General features: G+C 41.8%; 19 protein-coding genes. 13 read left to right on the forward strand and 6 right to left on the reverse strand.

Annotated features, from left to right (window positions below):
* The first annotated feature begins 6 nt into the window (after positions 1-6).
* From VME0621_RS16010 to VME0621_RS16040, 7 genes are all read left to right on the forward strand, one after another.
* Positions 7-1182, forward strand: coding sequence for a glycosyltransferase family 2 protein (locus VME0621_RS16010; protein ID WP_062458782.1), 1176 nt, complete (start codon positions 7-9; stop codon positions 1180-1182).
* A gap of 53 nt (positions 1183-1235) precedes the next feature.
* Entirely contained in the window at positions 1236-1499 is a 264-nt protein-coding gene (locus VME0621_RS16015) for a hypothetical protein (RefSeq protein ID WP_062458497.1), read from the forward strand.
* A 210-nt stretch (positions 1500-1709) separates the two neighbouring features.
* Complete coding sequence (locus VME0621_RS16020; RefSeq protein ID WP_062458500.1) at positions 1710-2699, forward strand: radical SAM protein; 990 nt, start codon at positions 1710-1712, stop codon at positions 2697-2699.
* A 136-nt stretch (positions 2700-2835) separates the two neighbouring features.
* On the forward strand, positions 2836-4014 hold the full coding sequence (locus VME0621_RS16025) for an HlyD family secretion protein (RefSeq protein ID WP_269452522.1): 1179 nt from the start codon (positions 2836-2838) through the stop codon (positions 4012-4014).
* A gap of 2 nt (positions 4015-4016) precedes the next feature.
* Positions 4017-6161, forward strand: a complete 2145-nt coding sequence (locus tag VME0621_RS16030) for a peptidase domain-containing ABC transporter (RefSeq protein WP_062458506.1) — start codon at positions 4017-4019, stop codon at positions 6159-6161.
* Positions 6154-6792 carry an acyltransferase gene (locus VME0621_RS16035; RefSeq protein ID WP_062458509.1) on the forward strand — a complete coding sequence of 213 codons (639 nt, stop codon included), beginning with the start codon at positions 6154-6156 and terminating at the stop codon, positions 6790-6792. The genes VME0621_RS16030 and VME0621_RS16035 overlap by 8 nt, the downstream gene beginning before the upstream one ends.
* A complete protein-coding gene (locus VME0621_RS16040; protein ID WP_143696306.1) occupies positions 6762-7511 on the forward strand; it encodes a hypothetical protein in 750 nt (249 codons plus the stop codon). Before VME0621_RS16035 ends, VME0621_RS16040 begins: the two co-directional genes overlap by 31 nt.
* A gap of 64 nt (positions 7512-7575) precedes the next feature.
* Here the strand turns inward: VME0621_RS16040 and VME0621_RS16045 are convergent, their stop codons facing one another.
* The 3 genes from VME0621_RS16045 to VME0621_RS16055 form a co-directional block, all read right to left on the reverse strand.
* Complete coding sequence (locus VME0621_RS16045; protein WP_062458515.1) at positions 7576-8232, reverse strand: HAD family hydrolase; 657 nt, start codon at positions 8230-8232, stop codon at positions 7576-7578.
* A gap of 110 nt (positions 8233-8342) precedes the next feature.
* Entirely contained in the window at positions 8343-9017 is a 675-nt protein-coding gene (locus tag VME0621_RS16050) for a hypothetical protein (protein WP_062458518.1), read from the reverse strand.
* Positions 9018-9047: 30 nt separating this feature from the next.
* Positions 9048-9512 (reverse strand): c-type cytochrome, encoded by a 465-nt coding sequence (locus VME0621_RS16055; protein ID WP_062458519.1) that lies wholly within the window; start codon positions 9510-9512, stop codon positions 9048-9050.
* A 119-nt stretch (positions 9513-9631) separates the two neighbouring features.
* Here VME0621_RS16055 and VME0621_RS16060 point away from each other — a divergent pair, with 119 nt between their 5' ends.
* The 3 genes from VME0621_RS16060 to VME0621_RS16070 all read left to right on the forward strand — a co-directional run bounded on the left by VME0621_RS16060 (position 9632) and on the right by VME0621_RS16070 (position 11199).
* Positions 9632-10270 carry a cytochrome b/b6 domain-containing protein gene (locus VME0621_RS16060; protein WP_062458522.1) on the forward strand — a complete coding sequence of 213 codons (639 nt, stop codon included), beginning with the start codon at positions 9632-9634 and terminating at the stop codon, positions 10268-10270.
* Positions 10271-10272: 2 nt separating this feature from the next.
* Positions 10273-10701, forward strand: a complete 429-nt coding sequence (locus tag VME0621_RS16065; RefSeq protein ID WP_006069291.1) for a MarR family winged helix-turn-helix transcriptional regulator — start codon at positions 10273-10275, stop codon at positions 10699-10701.
* Positions 10702-10908: 207 nt separating this feature from the next.
* Positions 10909-11199 carry a putative quinol monooxygenase gene (locus VME0621_RS16070; RefSeq protein ID WP_006069292.1) on the forward strand — a complete coding sequence of 97 codons (291 nt, stop codon included), beginning with the start codon at positions 10909-10911 and terminating at the stop codon, positions 11197-11199.
* Positions 11200-11469: 270 nt separating this feature from the next.
* Here VME0621_RS16070 and VME0621_RS26650 read toward each other — a convergent pair whose 3' ends face one another.
* Both VME0621_RS26650 and VME0621_RS16075 read right to left on the reverse strand, forming a co-directional pair.
* Positions 11470-11640, reverse strand: a complete 171-nt coding sequence (locus VME0621_RS26650; RefSeq protein ID WP_006069293.1) for a hypothetical protein — start codon at positions 11638-11640, stop codon at positions 11470-11472.
* 203 nt (positions 11641-11843) lie between these two features.
* On the reverse strand, positions 11844-12272 hold the full coding sequence (locus VME0621_RS16075) for a VOC family protein (protein WP_038227249.1): 429 nt from the start codon (positions 12270-12272) through the stop codon (positions 11844-11846).
* 219 nt (positions 12273-12491) lie between these two features.
* Between VME0621_RS16075 and VME0621_RS16080 the strand changes: the two genes are divergently transcribed.
* On the forward strand, positions 12492-13031 hold the full coding sequence (locus VME0621_RS16080; RefSeq protein WP_038227784.1) for a porin family protein: 540 nt from the start codon (positions 12492-12494) through the stop codon (positions 13029-13031).
* A gap of 98 nt (positions 13032-13129) precedes the next feature.
* On the forward strand, positions 13130-14134 hold the full coding sequence (locus tag VME0621_RS16085) for a LysR family transcriptional regulator (RefSeq protein ID WP_062458525.1): 1005 nt from the start codon (positions 13130-13132) through the stop codon (positions 14132-14134).
* On the opposite strand, the gene VME0621_RS16090 is transcribed toward VME0621_RS16085, so the two are convergent.
* Complete coding sequence (locus VME0621_RS16090) at positions 14109-14708, reverse strand: TetR/AcrR family transcriptional regulator (RefSeq protein ID WP_171390726.1); 600 nt, start codon at positions 14706-14708, stop codon at positions 14109-14111. The genes VME0621_RS16085 and VME0621_RS16090 overlap by 26 nt on opposite strands.
* A gap of 109 nt (positions 14709-14817) precedes the next feature.
* On the opposite strand from VME0621_RS16090, the gene VME0621_RS16095 reads away from it, so the two are divergent.
* On the forward strand, positions 14818-15900 hold the full coding sequence (locus VME0621_RS16095) for an efflux RND transporter periplasmic adaptor subunit (RefSeq protein ID WP_062458528.1): 1083 nt from the start codon (positions 14818-14820) through the stop codon (positions 15898-15900).
* Positions 15901-15902: the final 2 nt, after the last annotated feature.

A 15902-nucleotide genomic window follows, 5' to 3' on the forward strand; every position in this document is an offset into this window, starting at 1 on the left:
ATAACTATGATTGATGTAATAGAAGTAATATTAATTTCTACGTCCTTAGTGTCATTTATTACCACCCTTGTTTTGTTTGGATGTTACAAACTTAGAAAGTCGAACGGTAAGAATGACGACCACCCAAAAGTCTCTGTATTTTTGCCTTTTTATAATGAAAACAAAGAGCATTTAATATGTGCCTTGAACAAGTTAAATGAACAAAGATATTCAAATCGAATTCAGGTAATTGTCATTGATGATGGCTCGACAAATGATGCAATAACTAGAGTTAAAGAATGGATTTCACATACCGAAGTAAATCATGACTTCCAGATTGTAGAAAGAGTGGTCAATGGAGGGCGAAAAGGCCTTGCCTTGGATCATGTTTTAGAACTTGGTATGGCTACTGGAGAGGTGTATGTCGTTGTAGATAGCGACACCTATATAGAACCCAATGGCATCTATGAACTGGTCACTAAGCTTTGGTCTGATGAAAAGTATGCCGCTGTTTGTGGTTATATCACTCCGGAAAACCATAAAGACAGTTTTATTGGAAAACTGCAACACTATGAACATATTAGCTTTTATGGCGCAATAAGAGCCGCGCAAGACAAACTAGGCTGTGTCCCAGTCTTAGCAGGCGCCTTTGTCGCTCACCGAGCTTCAGTAGTGAAAAAGTTAGGCGGATGGAGCGAATGGTTAGTCGAAGACATCGCTTGGTGCTGGAAAGCAATATCAAACGGCTATCGAACAGGATACGCCCCCAAAGCAAAAGCAACTACGCAGTGCCCAACCGATGCTAAGGGGCTATTTAATCAACGTCGACGCTGGGCTCGTGGGCGAGTAGAAGCTTATGCGGAAGCTTGGAAAACACATTGGATAGCTGGATTGTGTGCATCTCCTTGGTTTCTATTGACAGCGGCACAATACGTATTTCCGTCGAGCATTATTCTATTAGGATTTATGGTTGCAATGGATATTTGGATTCCAATTGTAATCGGTGCAGCCAATATAATGGTCTATTTTTTGTTGGTGCAGTCCTATATAAGAGATTTTAACCTATCTAGTGATTTATCAAATCGTCAGGCTTTAAAAGCACCAATGTACTCTGCCTTGTTAGAAGCAATTACATGGCTACCCAACTTACTTGGCTATTCTGATGAAATTCTTGGAAAGAAAAAAGGCTGGTTAACAAGATAGTTTTTATGAGCGCAGTACTCTTTTACTGTAATTAAAATATAAGGAAATAACTTATGTATAACTTAAGTGCTGATGAAATCTCAATGGTTGATGGTGGTGGTGATGGTAACTCTAGTGGTTATCCTGCCTCTCCTAGTGCTATAAAGCAAATGGCTGGTCCTCAAGGTGATGCAGGCAGGGCTCAGCTAGCGAATGCTCTTTGCCAAGGTACTTTTGCTGCGGCAGGAGGTGCGGCAGGATTTGCAGCTAAGAGTATAGGTGCTGCTGCGGGAGGGGCTGGTGGCTTTGGGTTTGGAGGAGGGATGTGTAACTTCTAATGCGCGTAATTTACTTAACTTCAACAGCCATTATGGCTAGCCTTATTGGTTACTTTGCATTTAAAACAGATATAGATTTTTATTTGAGACTGACCTTATTTGTTACATTCATAATTCATGTGTTGTTGGTTAAGTCTTACTATAAAAAATAAACACTACAGGTCGTATGTAGCGACCTGTATTCATTCTGTCTGTTGAGAGCTATACATTATGGAAATTGAAGAAATAATATCCTGTGATTCATATTTAGGTATAAATTGGGCACTAATTAATAATTGTAACTACAAATGCAGTTATTGCCATTCTGACCTCAATAGTGGTTCAATAAAGTCGCCATCATATGAAATTGCAATCAAATTTGTTGATGAACTTATATCGCAATCAAATGAGCAAGGACTTGTGCCATACTTTGAATTTGGTGGAGGTGAAGTCACTCTACTTAGATATTTTACTGATTTTATCAAGCATATACATCTAAATAACGGGTTAGTCTGTATTGTTTCAAATGGTTCAAAGTCCTTGGAGTGGTGGGAACAATATGCGCATTTACTATCTGGAGTGAGCCTCAGTTATCACATTAACGATATAAAAAGTGGCTCTCATTTTACTGAAGTGTCTAAAATTCTTGAGGCTTCTCAAACTACTCGCTTCCACGTAAACATCATGATGGTTCCAGAACGGTTTGATGACTGTTTAGCGTTTGCCAAAAAGCTAAAACAAGAAGTTCGTTGCTCTATTGCTCTCCAACCACTCTTTGAAGGCTTCGGCCATGGTGGAATTACCAAGAAGTATCCGTACACACCCGAACAAGAACAAATAATGAAAGACTTCCGTGGTCGACCTGAGCTTAAAACACTTCCACCTTCAATGGCTGAACTAGAAGTTAAATATGCCGATGGTACAACCAAGAATCTGTCCACATTTGATCTAATCGCTAATGATCAAACCAATTTTGTAGGTTGGGACTGCTACGCAGGTATTGATAGTTTGGTAGTGACATTCAGCGGCGATATTTACCGTTCTTGGTGTATGCAAGATGGTCCGATTGGTTCGATTTATGATGAAGACATTGAGCTACCTACCCTTCCTACAACGTGCAGGACCAAGATTTGTCAATGTGGTGTCGACTTGTCGGCAAAAAAAATCAATACAAACTTGGTTTCAAATAAGAATCAACAAATTGCAGTGAAGCAGCTTTGACCTCATTCGTTTAGGGAAAGGATGACCCGTGATATCAAGAGCTAAACATTTATATCGGCCAGAGTATTTTGAGGCACAGAAATCAAACCATCAAGGATCTATTTTAATTGATGCATCATTGAATCAGCATCTTTTTGTGGCTGCATCTGTGTTTGTCCTAATGACCATCATTTGCTTCGTTGTTTTTGCCGAGTACACACGCCGAGACACACTGAATGGTGTGGTTAGTCCGACCGGAGGTATTGTAAAGATACAAGCTAATGATGAAGGATATGCCGAAAAGGTACTTGTTACTGAAGGTAAAAAAATACTCGCTGGAGCGCCGTTGTATGAGATCAAAACAGAGCGATATGATCAGTTTGGCCAGGGAGTAAAAAAGCGGATTATCACTACCATTGAAAATCAAATTGCCTTGTTAAATGAACGTCGAAGTAAAGAAATAGAAAAATCGCAACACCAATTAGAAGTCATTGATGATGACTTAATACGTTTATCTGAAGAGGCTAACATACTAAAAGTTGTTGTTGACTTATCTGAACAAGAACTGAGTCTTGCTCAAAGTTTGGTTGATAAACAACAAGTGTTAGTCAACAAGCAGTTCATCTCTTCTATTGAACTTCAGAGGCAAAGACTAGAGTTAATAACACTAGAAGCTAAGGTGCAAAACCAACGCCTGAGTTTACAGCGTTTGGGAAGAGAGAAAGCGAACCGGGAAGAAAAAAGAGAGACACTGCAGTTAGACCTTGAGATTGCCCTTCAGGACATAGACCGCCAGCTTCAACAAATCGTGCAAAACAAAATGGAGTACTTTTTTCAGACAGACACTCAGATTGTATCTCCTATTAACGGTGTGGTTGCGTCAATATTCGTTAAGGAAGGTCATTCAGTTAACAAAGGTCAACCACTACTTGTACTGATCCCAGAAGGTGAAGAACCAGTCTTTGTTGAATTACACGCACCGAGTCGCAGCATAGGTTTTATTCAAGAAGGTCAAGATGTTCGCCTACGGTTCGATGCATTTCCTTATGAAAAGTTTGGCGTTCAACAAGGTGTTATCTCATCTATATCAAAATCTGCTGTCACCGCTGAGATGCTACCCAATAGCCCATTGATACAAAGCCAGCTTTCTCGTACTCATGGTGGCGTTGGTTTGTACCAAGTAAGAGTCAAATTAGATAAACCAACTATTACGGTTTACGGAGAGGAGCAAATGTTTGTGCCAGGGATGACATTGACCGCAGATATTGAACTGGACACACGTAAGGTTTACGAGTGGCTGTTGGAGCCTTTGTACACCATCAAAGGGCGAATGTAATCATGCATGCAGAAGGGTTGATAGACTGGGGGTGGGGAAAGAGGCTCCCTCTGATTCGCCAAACAGAAAAGGCGGAATGCGGTATTGCATGCCTTGCGATGATTGCTGATTGGCATGGTTACAAAACTGATCTGCGATCGCTACGGGCAAAATGCGGCATTACCCAGCATGGGATGTCATTTGCACGGCTCATTGAGTGCGGTGCACTTCTTAAGCTTTCTGGTCGCGCGGTACGTTTAGATCTTGATGAACTGGAGCAATTAGCTACACCTTGCATTTTGCATTGGAATCTCAATCATTTCGTTGTGTTAAAAAAAGTGAGTGGAAGAAAAATTGAAATTCACGATCCAGCCAACGGTGCATTGAAACTGAGCCATGATGAGCTCAATAAGCACTTCACAGGAATCGCTCTTGAACTAACACCAACCCACGACTTTGAAGAAAAAGTTGAAAGTAAAGCGGTTCGGCTATCAACTCTAATTGGTAAAACCATTGGTCTTAAAGGAGCACTAGGTCGAATTTTTGTGTTCGCATTGGTATTAGAGGTATTAGCGCTTACTTTGCCTATCTTCAATCAGATTGTGATTGATGAAGTGTTGGTTGGTTATGACAAAAACCTTCTTGTACTCGTCATTGGAGCCATACTCATGGTAACAGCAACGCAAACCCTAATCGGACTTGCTCAACAATGGGCGACAATCAAGTTATCAGTGAATTTTAACATGCAGTGGGCTGCAAATGTGTTCCACCATTTGTTCCGATTACCGATAGATTGGTTTGAAAAAAGGGACATAGGAAGCATAAGTGCGAAATTCTCCGCGGTGGGTGTCATTCAACAAACGTTAACTACTAGCGCCATTCAGGCTCTACTCGATTTAGTGTTAGTGGTAGGCACTCTTTCGGTTATGTTGGTTTACAGCCCTCAACTATCATTCATTGCCATCGCTGCAGCGTTAGGCTACGTAGTTCTGAGGTTTGCCTGGTTTGGCGCTTTTAAACGTGCAGAAGAAAACACTTGGGAGGCCAGTACTCAAGAAGAAAGTTATTTTATTGAGACAGTTCGCGGTGTATTGAGCTTAAGAGTCAATGGGACATTACCTTGGCGTGAGTCATCTTGGCGAAACCTCAATATTAAACGAAGAAATGCGCAGCTACACGAGCAAAAACTCGGGATGATCTACAACACAATGAATGTGACGATTGTCAGCCTTGTTTCAGCTACGGTTCTCTGGTTTGGCGCAAACTTGGTGCTAGATGGGCTGTTTACAATCGGTATGTTGATGGCCTTTCTTTCATATCAAGGCCGATTCTCTGCCAGTATTAGTTCATTAATCGATAAGTATTTTGAATTTAAGATGTTATCTGTATACAACGAGCGTTTAGCGGATATTGTCTTGACTGAGAAAGAAACGGATAGTGTTCCTGATGCATTAGGGTTGCCAATCGAAGCCAATAATCTAAGTAATAATGCTATTGAGTTTGACAATGTTTTCTTTTCCTACGGAAAAGATCAGCCTCCTATTCTTAACGGTGCAAGCTTTACTGTAAAAAGTAATGAGATTGTTGCGTTAGTCGGACCGTCTGGTTGTGGTAAATCAACCATTTCTAAACTGTTGTTAGGTATTTATTCCGTTACGTCAGGTAGCATTAATTATTTTGGCAATAAGTCGACAGCCTCCAAATCCCTTAGGGAGCAAGTCGGTGCGGTATTGCAAGAAGACCAACTATTTAGTGGTTCAATTATCGAGAATATAACCTTCTTCGCTGGCGATTTAGATGAGGAGTGGCTCATTATGTGTGCTCGTAGGGCAGGTGTTCATGATGATATTGAACGCCTAAACATGGGATACCACACGCTAGTTGGCGAGATGGGCTCGAGCCTTTCTGGAGGTCAAAAACAAAGAATTCTCATTGCGAGAGCTCTGTACAAAAAACCTAAGTTTCTAGTGTTAGACGAAGCGACTAGTAGTTTAGATATCTATTCGGAGTCATTTGTCTGCCAGATGTTTAAAGATATCAAGACACCTATTTTGATGATTGCACACCGTCCAGAGACTATAGCATCAGCTGACCGAGTATTGCTCATGGATGGTGGTCTAGTTCAGGAAATCCCGAATAATTTTAAGCAGGAAGCTCAAGATGTATAACCACGAAAGAATACTCAGCCCAGATAATCATGCTGAACTGTCTGACGTTGAGTTAATGGAACAATATGGTAAATACTTTGGTTCGGATAATTGGGTCACATTTTCTGGTTGTCCGTCGATTACATTGACCAAAGCGGGGTCGAAACGATCCGAATATTTCCCAAACAACAGCAAAGCTATCGTAATTGATTCAGGTTGTTACCTCGAATCATCCCACTTTCCAGCCTTTCCTTCTGGCATCACGAAACTGACAAGTGTTGCTGTCAACGACAGGCCTTTTGGCAAAATAGTCATTGGCAAAGGGTGCGTGCTTCAGGGCACTTCAATCTGTGCTTACGACAAAGTCTCAATAGGAAATAACGTCATTTTTGGCCCTAATACAGTGATTATGGATTGTAGCGGCCATGCACTTACAAACCGAGGTCATCCGGATGAGCTTGATAGTCTAAAAGCTGAGCCTGTAACAATTGGCAACGATGTTTGGATCGGTTACGGATGTATTGTTCTTCCTGGGGTCAATATCGGTGATAACGCGATAATTGGCGCTGGTAGCGTAGTTACAAAGGATATTCCTGCCAATTGCATGGCTGCAGGTAATCCGTGCACCGTGAAAAAAACGGAATTAAATTAATTCAAAATGGAGTTCAGGAAATGAGATTACTTTGCCTTTCGCTAGTAACACTCGCTGTATTGTCAGGTTGTAAAAGTATCCCGATTATTTTTATGCCCGATCACAATGTGTCAGTATCCGGAAGCACGCTTATATTTGACGGCCCGATATCTGGCGATAGCGTTTTGGAAGCATTAAGAGTTGTTCGAAATTCTGGAGCAAATATTGAAAAAATACGAATCACTAGCCCTGGCGGTGATGTGCCTTCGGGTATCGAACTTGGGTATTTTATCAAAGAAAATAATCTGGACGTTGAAGTTGATAAACTTTGTTTTTCTGCATGTGCAAATTATGTTATTCCAGCTGCAAAAACTGTCTTGATTAAAGAAGGTTCTCTTATTGGTTGGCACGGAGGGCCAAGACAGTCAGATGAACTTTGGCAAGCATCGGTTTCCTCTACCGATAAAGAAGAGCTAATGACGTTTATATCCCGACTACGCGAAAAAGAAGAGGTCTTTTTTGAGTACGTTGATGTTGATCCTGATATCACTGTGTACGGTCAAACTAGTTCGAAAAAATGTCAATTAACTGAGGAAACACACGGGTGGTACTACTCAAAAAGCGACTTAGCAAAAATGGGGGTCACCAATGTTGTTATTGAGGGTGAGCTAGCTTCTTCGATCGAATATCAGGGTGATACAATTAATGCTTGTTTGATGCCAGAATTCAAGTCCATATAGAATATAGAAACACTGTGAGTTGCTTCCTCGCTACTCACAGTTTTACATCTAGTGGTTAGTTTGCTTAATCGACGGCATGATGGTCAACTATTGCTATCACATCCTGCACCGACCCCACGACATAATCCGCAATTAAAAACACGGGATTATTTTCAAAAGGAATAGCGATGGTGGTTAGCTGCGCAGCAACAGCGGCTTTCACACCAGTTAGGCTGTCCTCTAATGCGAATGCCTGCTCCACTGGAACATCTAAACGCTGACAAACTTCCAAATACACATCGGGAGCGGGTTTACCATTTGGTACGTCTTCTGCGCTTAACATCAAGTCAAAGCTGTCCTGTATGGCTAGTTTTTCAGTCACCGCATGAATAATTGGATAGGCAGAAGAGCTAGCTAGAGCTAGGCGAAAGTCTCTTTGTTTCAAGTCTGAAATCAGTGTCGGAATACCCTCTATCGCCTCGCCTTCCTGTTCGACAAGTGCAACTACCCTTTGCATTATCTCTGATTCCAACACCTTAGCATCCACACTTAAGTTAAACATTTGAATCCATATTGCAGCAATATCATCAAGTCGTTTTCCCATAGTGTTTTCAATGCAATCGTCAATAGTGGCGCTCGCTCCGTAATTAGCTAACACTTCAATCTGCGCCTTTCGCCAAAAAGGTTCTGATTCGATGAGTACACCATCCATATCAAACACAAAAAGTGACTTTTTCGTCATGTCTTATCCTACTTCAATCTGAATAAACTCTCTGGATAATATAAGGTTGTGCAGCCCAGTGGAATAGAAAGGTGAGCCGCAACCGATACTTGATTGCAGCACTTTGTGTTTTACAATTTGCTCATATCTAGCTTGTGACCCAGAGGCTCGACTTGCACGTCGGCGTAGCCCATTATCACCGCCTCAAATTGCTTACTCATTTCCAAAGCATGTGCGGCATCTTTAGCAAGCACCGCCACCAAATAAGTGGGTCTGACAACACCATTCTCTAAATTCTGAGTATTGATGTACGAAGAGGTTACCGTGCCAACTTGATTAAGTGCTATCACTCGCTGTAAATCGATGCCCAATACTCTGTCAATTTCCAAAGGATCTATCCCAGACTTCCAAATGAAGGTGAGGCCAAAATTATTCGCTTGCGGTGTGTTGTCTAACCACTTTGAGCCCAACAGCTGAATGTGGTTTATTCTTACCAAATCTTGTTGGTACAAAGGTAAGCTTGCTAGCTGGTCACGCACCGACTGCTCGCTTTCTGCTTCCATAACGAATTTTAGTAGCTGTGTCTTCTGTCCGCCTACTTGGCTATTTTCGACAAACATATCTTTGATTTTTCCGTTATCCACCAGCTTCTTAAATGATGCTCTCTGTTCCGGCATCGTCTTAAGCACTTGTGCGATATCATCAGTGTTCCACTTTAACTCAACACCATAATCGTACGCATAAGCGGAGCCAGCACCCACAAGAAGTGCACCGATAGCAAATAGAGTTTTGATTATTTTTTTCATGACGTTACCTTCTGTTTCAAATGATACTTCTTACCAACGTGAACGATAGCTGCGGTGGCAACTTTTACACGTAGATTCCGCAGCCTTTAGCCCCTTCTCGACTTCTGCAATAGATTGATTTTGTGCCCCAAGCGCCACCTGCTGATAACCTTGTTGCATCTGTTGCATTAATCGATTGAATTTATCCGGCTTACTCCACACGCTCTCTTTCGCCTTACTTCCTTCTAGAGTCCCTAAAGCAAAGGCACCGTTTAACGCATCACTGTTAGCCACAAGTTGCTCGCTCGCGTCTAACAAAGTCTGCCAGTCGGTATCACTACCATCGAGCGTTTTTTTAACAGCCTTAGTTTGGGACTCAAGGACTGTAAAGGCTTTTTGCCGCGCGTCTATGATGTCTAATGTTGCTGAGTTCGGAGCGGAATACGCTAGAGATGAAGTACCTGTCGATAATACGAGCAAGAATACTAATTTGGTCGTTGAATGATGAGTGAACATATTTCCTCCACCTGATTTGTACATCGTTGTTGATGCATTTAATTTACACAACAATTATTGCATACGCAACAGTTGCCGTGTAAATTAATGTCAACTATTTAAGACTAAAGGATCAAATTATGCAAAAAGTTAAAGTTTGGGATCTTGCGACTCGACTCTATCACTGGATTCAAGCCCTTGTTTTTGCGGGACTAGTATTCACTGGCTTTAGTAATCAAGGGCCCCATCTTCAATTGGGGCTAGTTTTATTTACATTATTGCTTTGGCGCGTGATATGGGGTTTTATTGGTAGTGAAAGTAGCCGATTCCGTTCTTTTCTTAAGCATCCAAAAACAGTTGTCCGATATACATTCGGTAAGGCAATCTCATATGTTGGGCATAACCCGCTAGGTGCAGTCATGGTTATTGCAATGATCGGTATATTACTCATTCAATGTGTTACCGGCATGCTTTTAGCTGGAATGTTTGATGGTTTGGAGAGTATCGGCATTTTTATTCCCGAGCCTCTTTATGACATTGCAGACACCATTCACGTAGTATTCGCTGACATGTTACCAATCATGGTCGCACTGCACGTTGGAGCCATTGTTATCTACAAACTACGTGGTAAAAGTCTGCTGATGTCTATGTTCACAGGGCAGCAGATACTCAACGCAGATGTACTATCTCCTTCTTTATCGAGCAATTTTAAAGCGTTGTTAGTGCTAATCATCTCAATATTAGTTACGATGACAATAGTTGCTTTTTCAATGGTGTAAAAATGAAGACAGAATTCGAACGCCAAACCAGCTTTGGTTGGCTACTAAATGTTGTGGCAAATCATGCATCAAAAGAGTTTGATAAGAGATTGCGAGAAAAGGGACTAACGCTCGCGTTATGGCCAACTCTAATGTGTTTGTGGGAAAAGGAAGGCGTTACTCAGCGAGAGATTGCGCAAATGTCCAAGGTAGAGAGCTCAACAACGACTAGAACACTCGACAAATTAGAAGCTCTAGAATTGGTCGAGCGACGTGCCGACCCAGAAAGTCGTCGCTCCTTCAGAATCTTTTTGACAGACAAAGGGAAAGCCCTTAAGGAAGAAGTCATTCACCTACCGGTCGAAGTCAATCAAGCGTTGCTAGCCGGGCTTGAAGATGAAGAACAAAGAACTTTGATTGCAACATTGCAGAAGTTGGTAGAGCGTATATGAGTCCATCTGCGCCGCTCACATCGCTTTAACTGAATTGTTGGAATGCTTGTAAGTGGCGAACGGGATCGACTCCAGAAACACGTCGATTATCAATAATGGTTTGATAATCTTTCAAATCTCTCATTCTTTTTGTTTTATTTAAGCCAAGATAAGATGTTGTTATCCAATTACTACCAACCAAAAGATCCATTCTAACGAGGAAATACCATGGCAAAGCTGACTATTGTCGCTAACATCATTGCAAAACCTGATCAGATTGAACTTGTGAAAGCAGAGCTTCTTAAACTCATTGATATCACACGTAAAGAACAAGGTTGTATCAACTACGATCTACACCAAGATAATGAAAACCCTGCGCACTTTGTATTTTACGAAAACTGGGAGTCGCGCGAGCTGTTAATGGCACATTTAGCCGCGCCACATATTGCTCAATACAAAGCAGCAACCGACGGCGCCGTCGAGAGTTTTACGCTTAACGAAATGACTCAAGTTGGCTAATTGCCACCAAACTATTGGCCAAATAGTAACGCCCTAATGACAAAAATCGCCCAAATTTGTAAGGCAAGGTATTCTAGCTTTATCCATAAATCCATAGCTTTACCGCAGTCCATTGTATGAACTTTTAAGGTAACAAGGTATGTGAGGATTGACAGTGAAGAATTCTCAGAACAATGAATACAGCGTGAAGGTTATTAATAGTGTTGTTAGATGCTGGTCATTAGGGTAACAACTAAAGTACACCCAAACGATAGTTTGGGCGTACTTTTACTACTGTTTCTCAAAAGTTCCTGTGCTTTTGATCATCACATCTAGAAAGCCTGATGCGTTGCTTTTATCAGAACCGGAGTTTTTCATCTGGTTTTGAGCACCTTTCAATCTCGCCATCAATTCTTGACGCTGTTTTTCTACATCACTAGTGATTTCTTTCTTATCAGTCATAACAGGTTCTCTCGTGTAGCATTGATAAGAACACGTTAGTTCAAGTTTTAAACTTCAACAAATGACAGCTATTCGTAGATCTAAACCTTCATCAGTTCACCTATGAACAATTAGAATCAAAAAAAGGAAATTTCATTTATATCAATATATTAGCTAAGCCATCATCGAATCGCCGACATATTGATAATACTCATAGGACATTATCAAATACTATAGTCATTTCGTTCCGAACTATTGTTTGAGGAATATTCGACAAACTCAAACTGCATATTATGATCCTCCACGTAATAAGCACTACGACGATGGGGATGCTCTCCTCCCCAATGATCCAATTCATAACCTGCGATTTTTAGCCGTTCAACTGTTTCGTCAAGGTCATCTACGACGATTCCTATGTGTTTTACGCCTGTCCAATGGTTGTTCCAATCTGCTATTCGACCATCACCTCCCGATTGGACTGCGATGTAAGAGCGATCATCTCCGACATGAAACCACTCCACTTCCTTGCCATACCATTCTTCCATTTTTCCTTGACCTCTAAGGCGCCAATTTGGCAATGCAGCTAATAAAAATTCTATCGTTTTCTTAGGGTTAACTAGCGTAATGTTGGCATGTTCAATATATCCATTCATTATATTATTCCTTCTGTTAGTGATTGAATTTCAGCGTAATTCCTCAAGTTAACTTGAGGTCAAGAATTATTTGACAGAGAGGTCATAAGCAGGAGTTATCAGACTATTAATAACTGATGATTAGTGTCTTTTTAACCAGTCATTACACTAGCCCTCATCGAAACAGAGCACGGAATGCAAACCATAAGCAGGGCTGCTTTTAACAAGAAAGGTTTAGTAATGAGGAAGTTAGTTCTTGCCACCGCTATCGCAGCAATCTCAACGGGCGCATTTGCAAATACAGATTTTAGTGGTCATCGTGTTGGTATAGGTGCTTCAAGCCTAGAATTTAGTGACTCACTGGGAAGCTGGAATTTAGGCACCGGCGTTAAAGTTGAATACGGTTATGATTTCAACCAAATCTTTGGTATCAACGTGTCTTATGCTTGGAACCAGGATGATGTTTACGTTCCATTCTACGATGAAACATTGGATTACAAAGCTCGTACCTTGAAAATTGATACCGATATTGGTTACGCCTTTGACCTTGGTCAAGGGTGGATTAAACCTTACGGTGTAGTTGGTCTTGCTTTCCTAGGTGATGAAGTCAATACATCTAACTATGGCAAAATAACGGGCAATGACTCAAGTGTCTATCTCGGTGCTGGCGTGCGTGGCCAACTTGACATGGGCTTATACGCAGATCTTCGCGTCGATTTACCAATGTACGGTGATCTTGACGCAGACTACCTATCATTTACGGTTGGTTACAAATTCTAACCTATTAAATAACAGGCAGTTAAACCACCTATACCAAGCCAATGTGATTCCACGTTGGCTTTTGACGTATTTCTAACATTGAGAGTGCTAACATTCCCATGCCATCCATAAAACTGAGTAATCCAGTGGCTAAAGACCGATTTGCCAATCTCGATCTTAATCTTCTTCGCGTCTTCAAGGTGCTTTACGAAGAGAAAAACATGCGTAAAGCGGCGGAACGATTGTACGTATCTCAACCAGCCGTCAGTCAATCACTACAAAAATTGCGTCATCAATTTGATGACCCGTTATTCGTTAAAGTGAAATCAGGTTTAGCACCAACACCATTTTCTGAGCAGCTATCGAGCTCGTTACTCCCACTACTGTACGATATTGAAAATGTCATCAATGATAGCGATGTCTTTGACCCCGCTCAGCTAGACCAAGACATTACCATTGCTCTCTCTTCGAGTTTTGTTTTCTCCATTTCTGGTGAGTTGTATCGCTATTTTCGTGAACATGCTCCGGGCCTACGAATCCATATCGCATCGTGGAATGATCAAACCGTCACCGCTATCGAAAAGGGAGAAATACTATTAGGGATCAATGCTGAATTAACTGACAGCTACCCTTTCATGGAAAAGCGAACAATTGGTGATATCAACGCTTGCTTACTCGTTAGAAAAGGCCACCCGATTACTAAGAAAAAGGTCACGGTTGAGTCTATGTCGAAGTATCCATTAGCACGACTAATCGTCAGTAACTACAGTAAATATACAAGCCCTACTGTTGAAATCTTCAAACGCTTAGGGTATCCACTTGAAGTGGGGTTTAGTTCCGAATACCCAGTTGCACTTATTGATGTTGTGCAGCAATCGGATATGTTTATGGGAACCACCAACTGCTTCCCGATACATAACTACCCAAATTTAGTCATGCTAAATCCTGACCAAATATTACCCGAAGCTCAGTATCCTGCATTGTCTTATTTTCACAGTCGCCACCAAAATAGTGCGCTGGTCAACTGGCTCAATGAGTCGATTATTCATATATTTCAGCAACGTAAAACCGAAAATGCCAATCACCACTTATCGTCGGTTAGCAACCCGCTAGAAATAGCGTGACGCATTCTTCTATGTATTGTTTGCGCTGTGCTTCAGTTTGCACTTCACTCTCGCCCAAAAACGCCCAGTAGGCGGCTTTTCCGTGGAACATCAGTAGAAGTTGCATCGCTGCATTTTCTGAATCGTTGGGAAGGGAAATCGTGCCTTTTTCATGGTGGCGTTGGAGATAATTGGCTAGAACATGAAGTGTTTTTTGAGGTCCAGATTGCAAATAGAGTGCAGATATTTGAGGGTGAGACTTCACCTGCCCCACTGCATTTCGAAACGTTTGCAGAACTTGCTCTTCAAGATGCATGTTCTGAAAACGAACACCAAACTCTACCAACGTAGGCTTGATCGGATTATCCAAACTTAACGCCGATTCATCAATCGCGCGCTGCTCACATCGATATTGAATGCAGGTTTCAAACAGCTGGTCTTTAGTTTTGAAATGAGAATAGACCGTTTGCTTTGAGACATCAGCTAGTTTAGCGATCTGATCCATGCTCACCTTGTAGCCATGTTCGCAAAACAACTCACCCGCCGCTTTTAATATCTGTAGTCTCTTCTGTTCACTTTTTTGGATCATGCTCACAATACCAGTAGCAACCTTTGGAATAACTAATTTTTAACACAATCAAACTAGACAGTCTAGTTTGATTGTGATTATTCTATGACCAATAGCTTAGGTTTATAGGATGTCTATGGTGCAAACAAAGCAATTACTAACAAAAGCATCAGCACTAGCAATTCTGATTTTGCTACAAGGTTGTCAAAAATCAGAGCAACCAGAGGTAGAGGCGGTCGAGCCTTTGACTGTCTCCACCACTAAAATTACGTTAAGCCCTTCATACAAGGTTCAAAGGGAATACGTTGGTACGGTGAAAGCAGGTCAACAAGCTAATCTCGGCTTTGAGCTATCTGGCAAAGTGGATGCGTTATTTGTCGATGTGGGTGATGTCGTAGAAAAAGGCGCACCACTCATTAGACTCGATACGGATTTATTGGTCACCGAAGCTAACCAGCTGAGGGCACAAAATAATGAAGTGCGAGCCCAGCTAAAACTGGTTGAAGCCAATCTAAAACGTCAACAGTCTCTTAAGTCGAAAGGCTTCAGTGCAGAGGCTGAAATCGATGCCCTCACAAGCCAAGAAGGTGTATTGCAAGCCAATCTTGTGAGGCTACAAGCCGCGTGGAACGCAAATAAGCTAAAACAAGAAAAGTCGACCATCCTTGCCCCATATTCAGGCGTTATAGCCAAACGACATGTCTCTCTTGGAGATGTTGTCAACGTCGGCACACCAACCTTAATACTGCTCGCCAGTGCCGGTAAAGAAGCATTTATCGGTATTCCAGCTCAACAGCTTGAACGTGTCACCCAACTGACTTCTCCTGATGTGCGAGTCTCTAACGCTCATTATGGCGTCACACTTCTTAACCCAGGTGCGATGGTAGACACCAAATCACGCAGCGTGTCACTGCGCTATCAGTTTCCTGAAGATGCTCATGTTTTGGAGGGAGAACTGGCCTATTTGGCCTTCGAACAATCGATTGACGAACCAGGTTACTGGATTCCACTCACCGCACTTATTGATGGCTTGCGAGGAGTGTGGAATGTTTATGTTATAGGCGCCGATAGTAAAGTAGAACGTCGCAGTGTGAACGTCTTATACGCTGATAGCCAACGTGCCTTTATCAATGGTTCACTTGCCAATGGCGAGTCTATCATTGCCAGTGGCCTGCACCGTGTTGTTCCGGGGCAACCCGTACAAATAAGCGCTCAATAGGT

This window comes from Vibrio mediterranei (assembly GCF_900088415.1).
Lineage (GTDB): Bacteria > Pseudomonadota > Gammaproteobacteria > Enterobacterales > Vibrionaceae > Vibrio > Vibrio mediterranei.

Coding starts and splice junctions, on each gene's coding strand:
- VME0621_RS16095 (WP_062458528.1), top strand. CDS start 14,818: ATGGTGCAAACAAAGCAATTACTAACAAAAGCATCAGCACTAGCAATT.
- VME0621_RS16020 (WP_062458500.1), top strand. CDS start 1,710: ATGGAAATTGAAGAAATAATATCCTGTGATTCATATTTAGGTATAAAT.
- VME0621_RS16035 (WP_062458509.1), top strand. CDS start 6,154: ATGTATAACCACGAAAGAATACTCAGCCCAGATAATCATGCTGAACTG.
- VME0621_RS16010 (WP_062458782.1), top strand. CDS start 7: ATGATTGATGTAATAGAAGTAATATTAATTTCTACGTCCTTAGTGTCA.
- VME0621_RS16055 (WP_062458519.1), bottom strand. CDS start 9,512: ATGTTCACTCATCATTCAACGACCAAATTAGTATTCTTGCTCGTATTA.
- VME0621_RS16060 (WP_062458522.1), top strand. CDS start 9,632: ATGCAAAAAGTTAAAGTTTGGGATCTTGCGACTCGACTCTATCACTGG.
- VME0621_RS16085 (WP_062458525.1), top strand. CDS start 13,130: ATGCCATCCATAAAACTGAGTAATCCAGTGGCTAAAGACCGATTTGCC.
- VME0621_RS16045 (WP_062458515.1), bottom strand. CDS start 8,232: ATGACGAAAAAGTCACTTTTTGTGTTTGATATGGATGGTGTACTCATC.
- VME0621_RS26650 (WP_006069293.1), bottom strand. CDS start 11,640: ATGACTGATAAGAAAGAAATCACTAGTGATGTAGAAAAACAGCGTCAA.
- VME0621_RS16050 (WP_062458518.1), bottom strand. CDS start 9,017: ATGAAAAAAATAATCAAAACTCTATTTGCTATCGGTGCACTTCTTGTG.
- VME0621_RS16070 (WP_006069292.1), top strand. CDS start 10,909: ATGGCAAAGCTGACTATTGTCGCTAACATCATTGCAAAACCTGATCAG.
- VME0621_RS16015 (WP_062458497.1), top strand. CDS start 1,236: ATGTATAACTTAAGTGCTGATGAAATCTCAATGGTTGATGGTGGTGGT.
- VME0621_RS16080 (WP_038227784.1), top strand. CDS start 12,492: ATGAGGAAGTTAGTTCTTGCCACCGCTATCGCAGCAATCTCAACGGGC.
- VME0621_RS16030 (WP_062458506.1), top strand. CDS start 4,017: ATGCATGCAGAAGGGTTGATAGACTGGGGGTGGGGAAAGAGGCTCCCT.
- VME0621_RS16065 (WP_006069291.1), top strand. CDS start 10,273: ATGAAGACAGAATTCGAACGCCAAACCAGCTTTGGTTGGCTACTAAAT.
- VME0621_RS16075 (WP_038227249.1), bottom strand. CDS start 12,272: ATGAATGGATATATTGAACATGCCAACATTACGCTAGTTAACCCTAAG.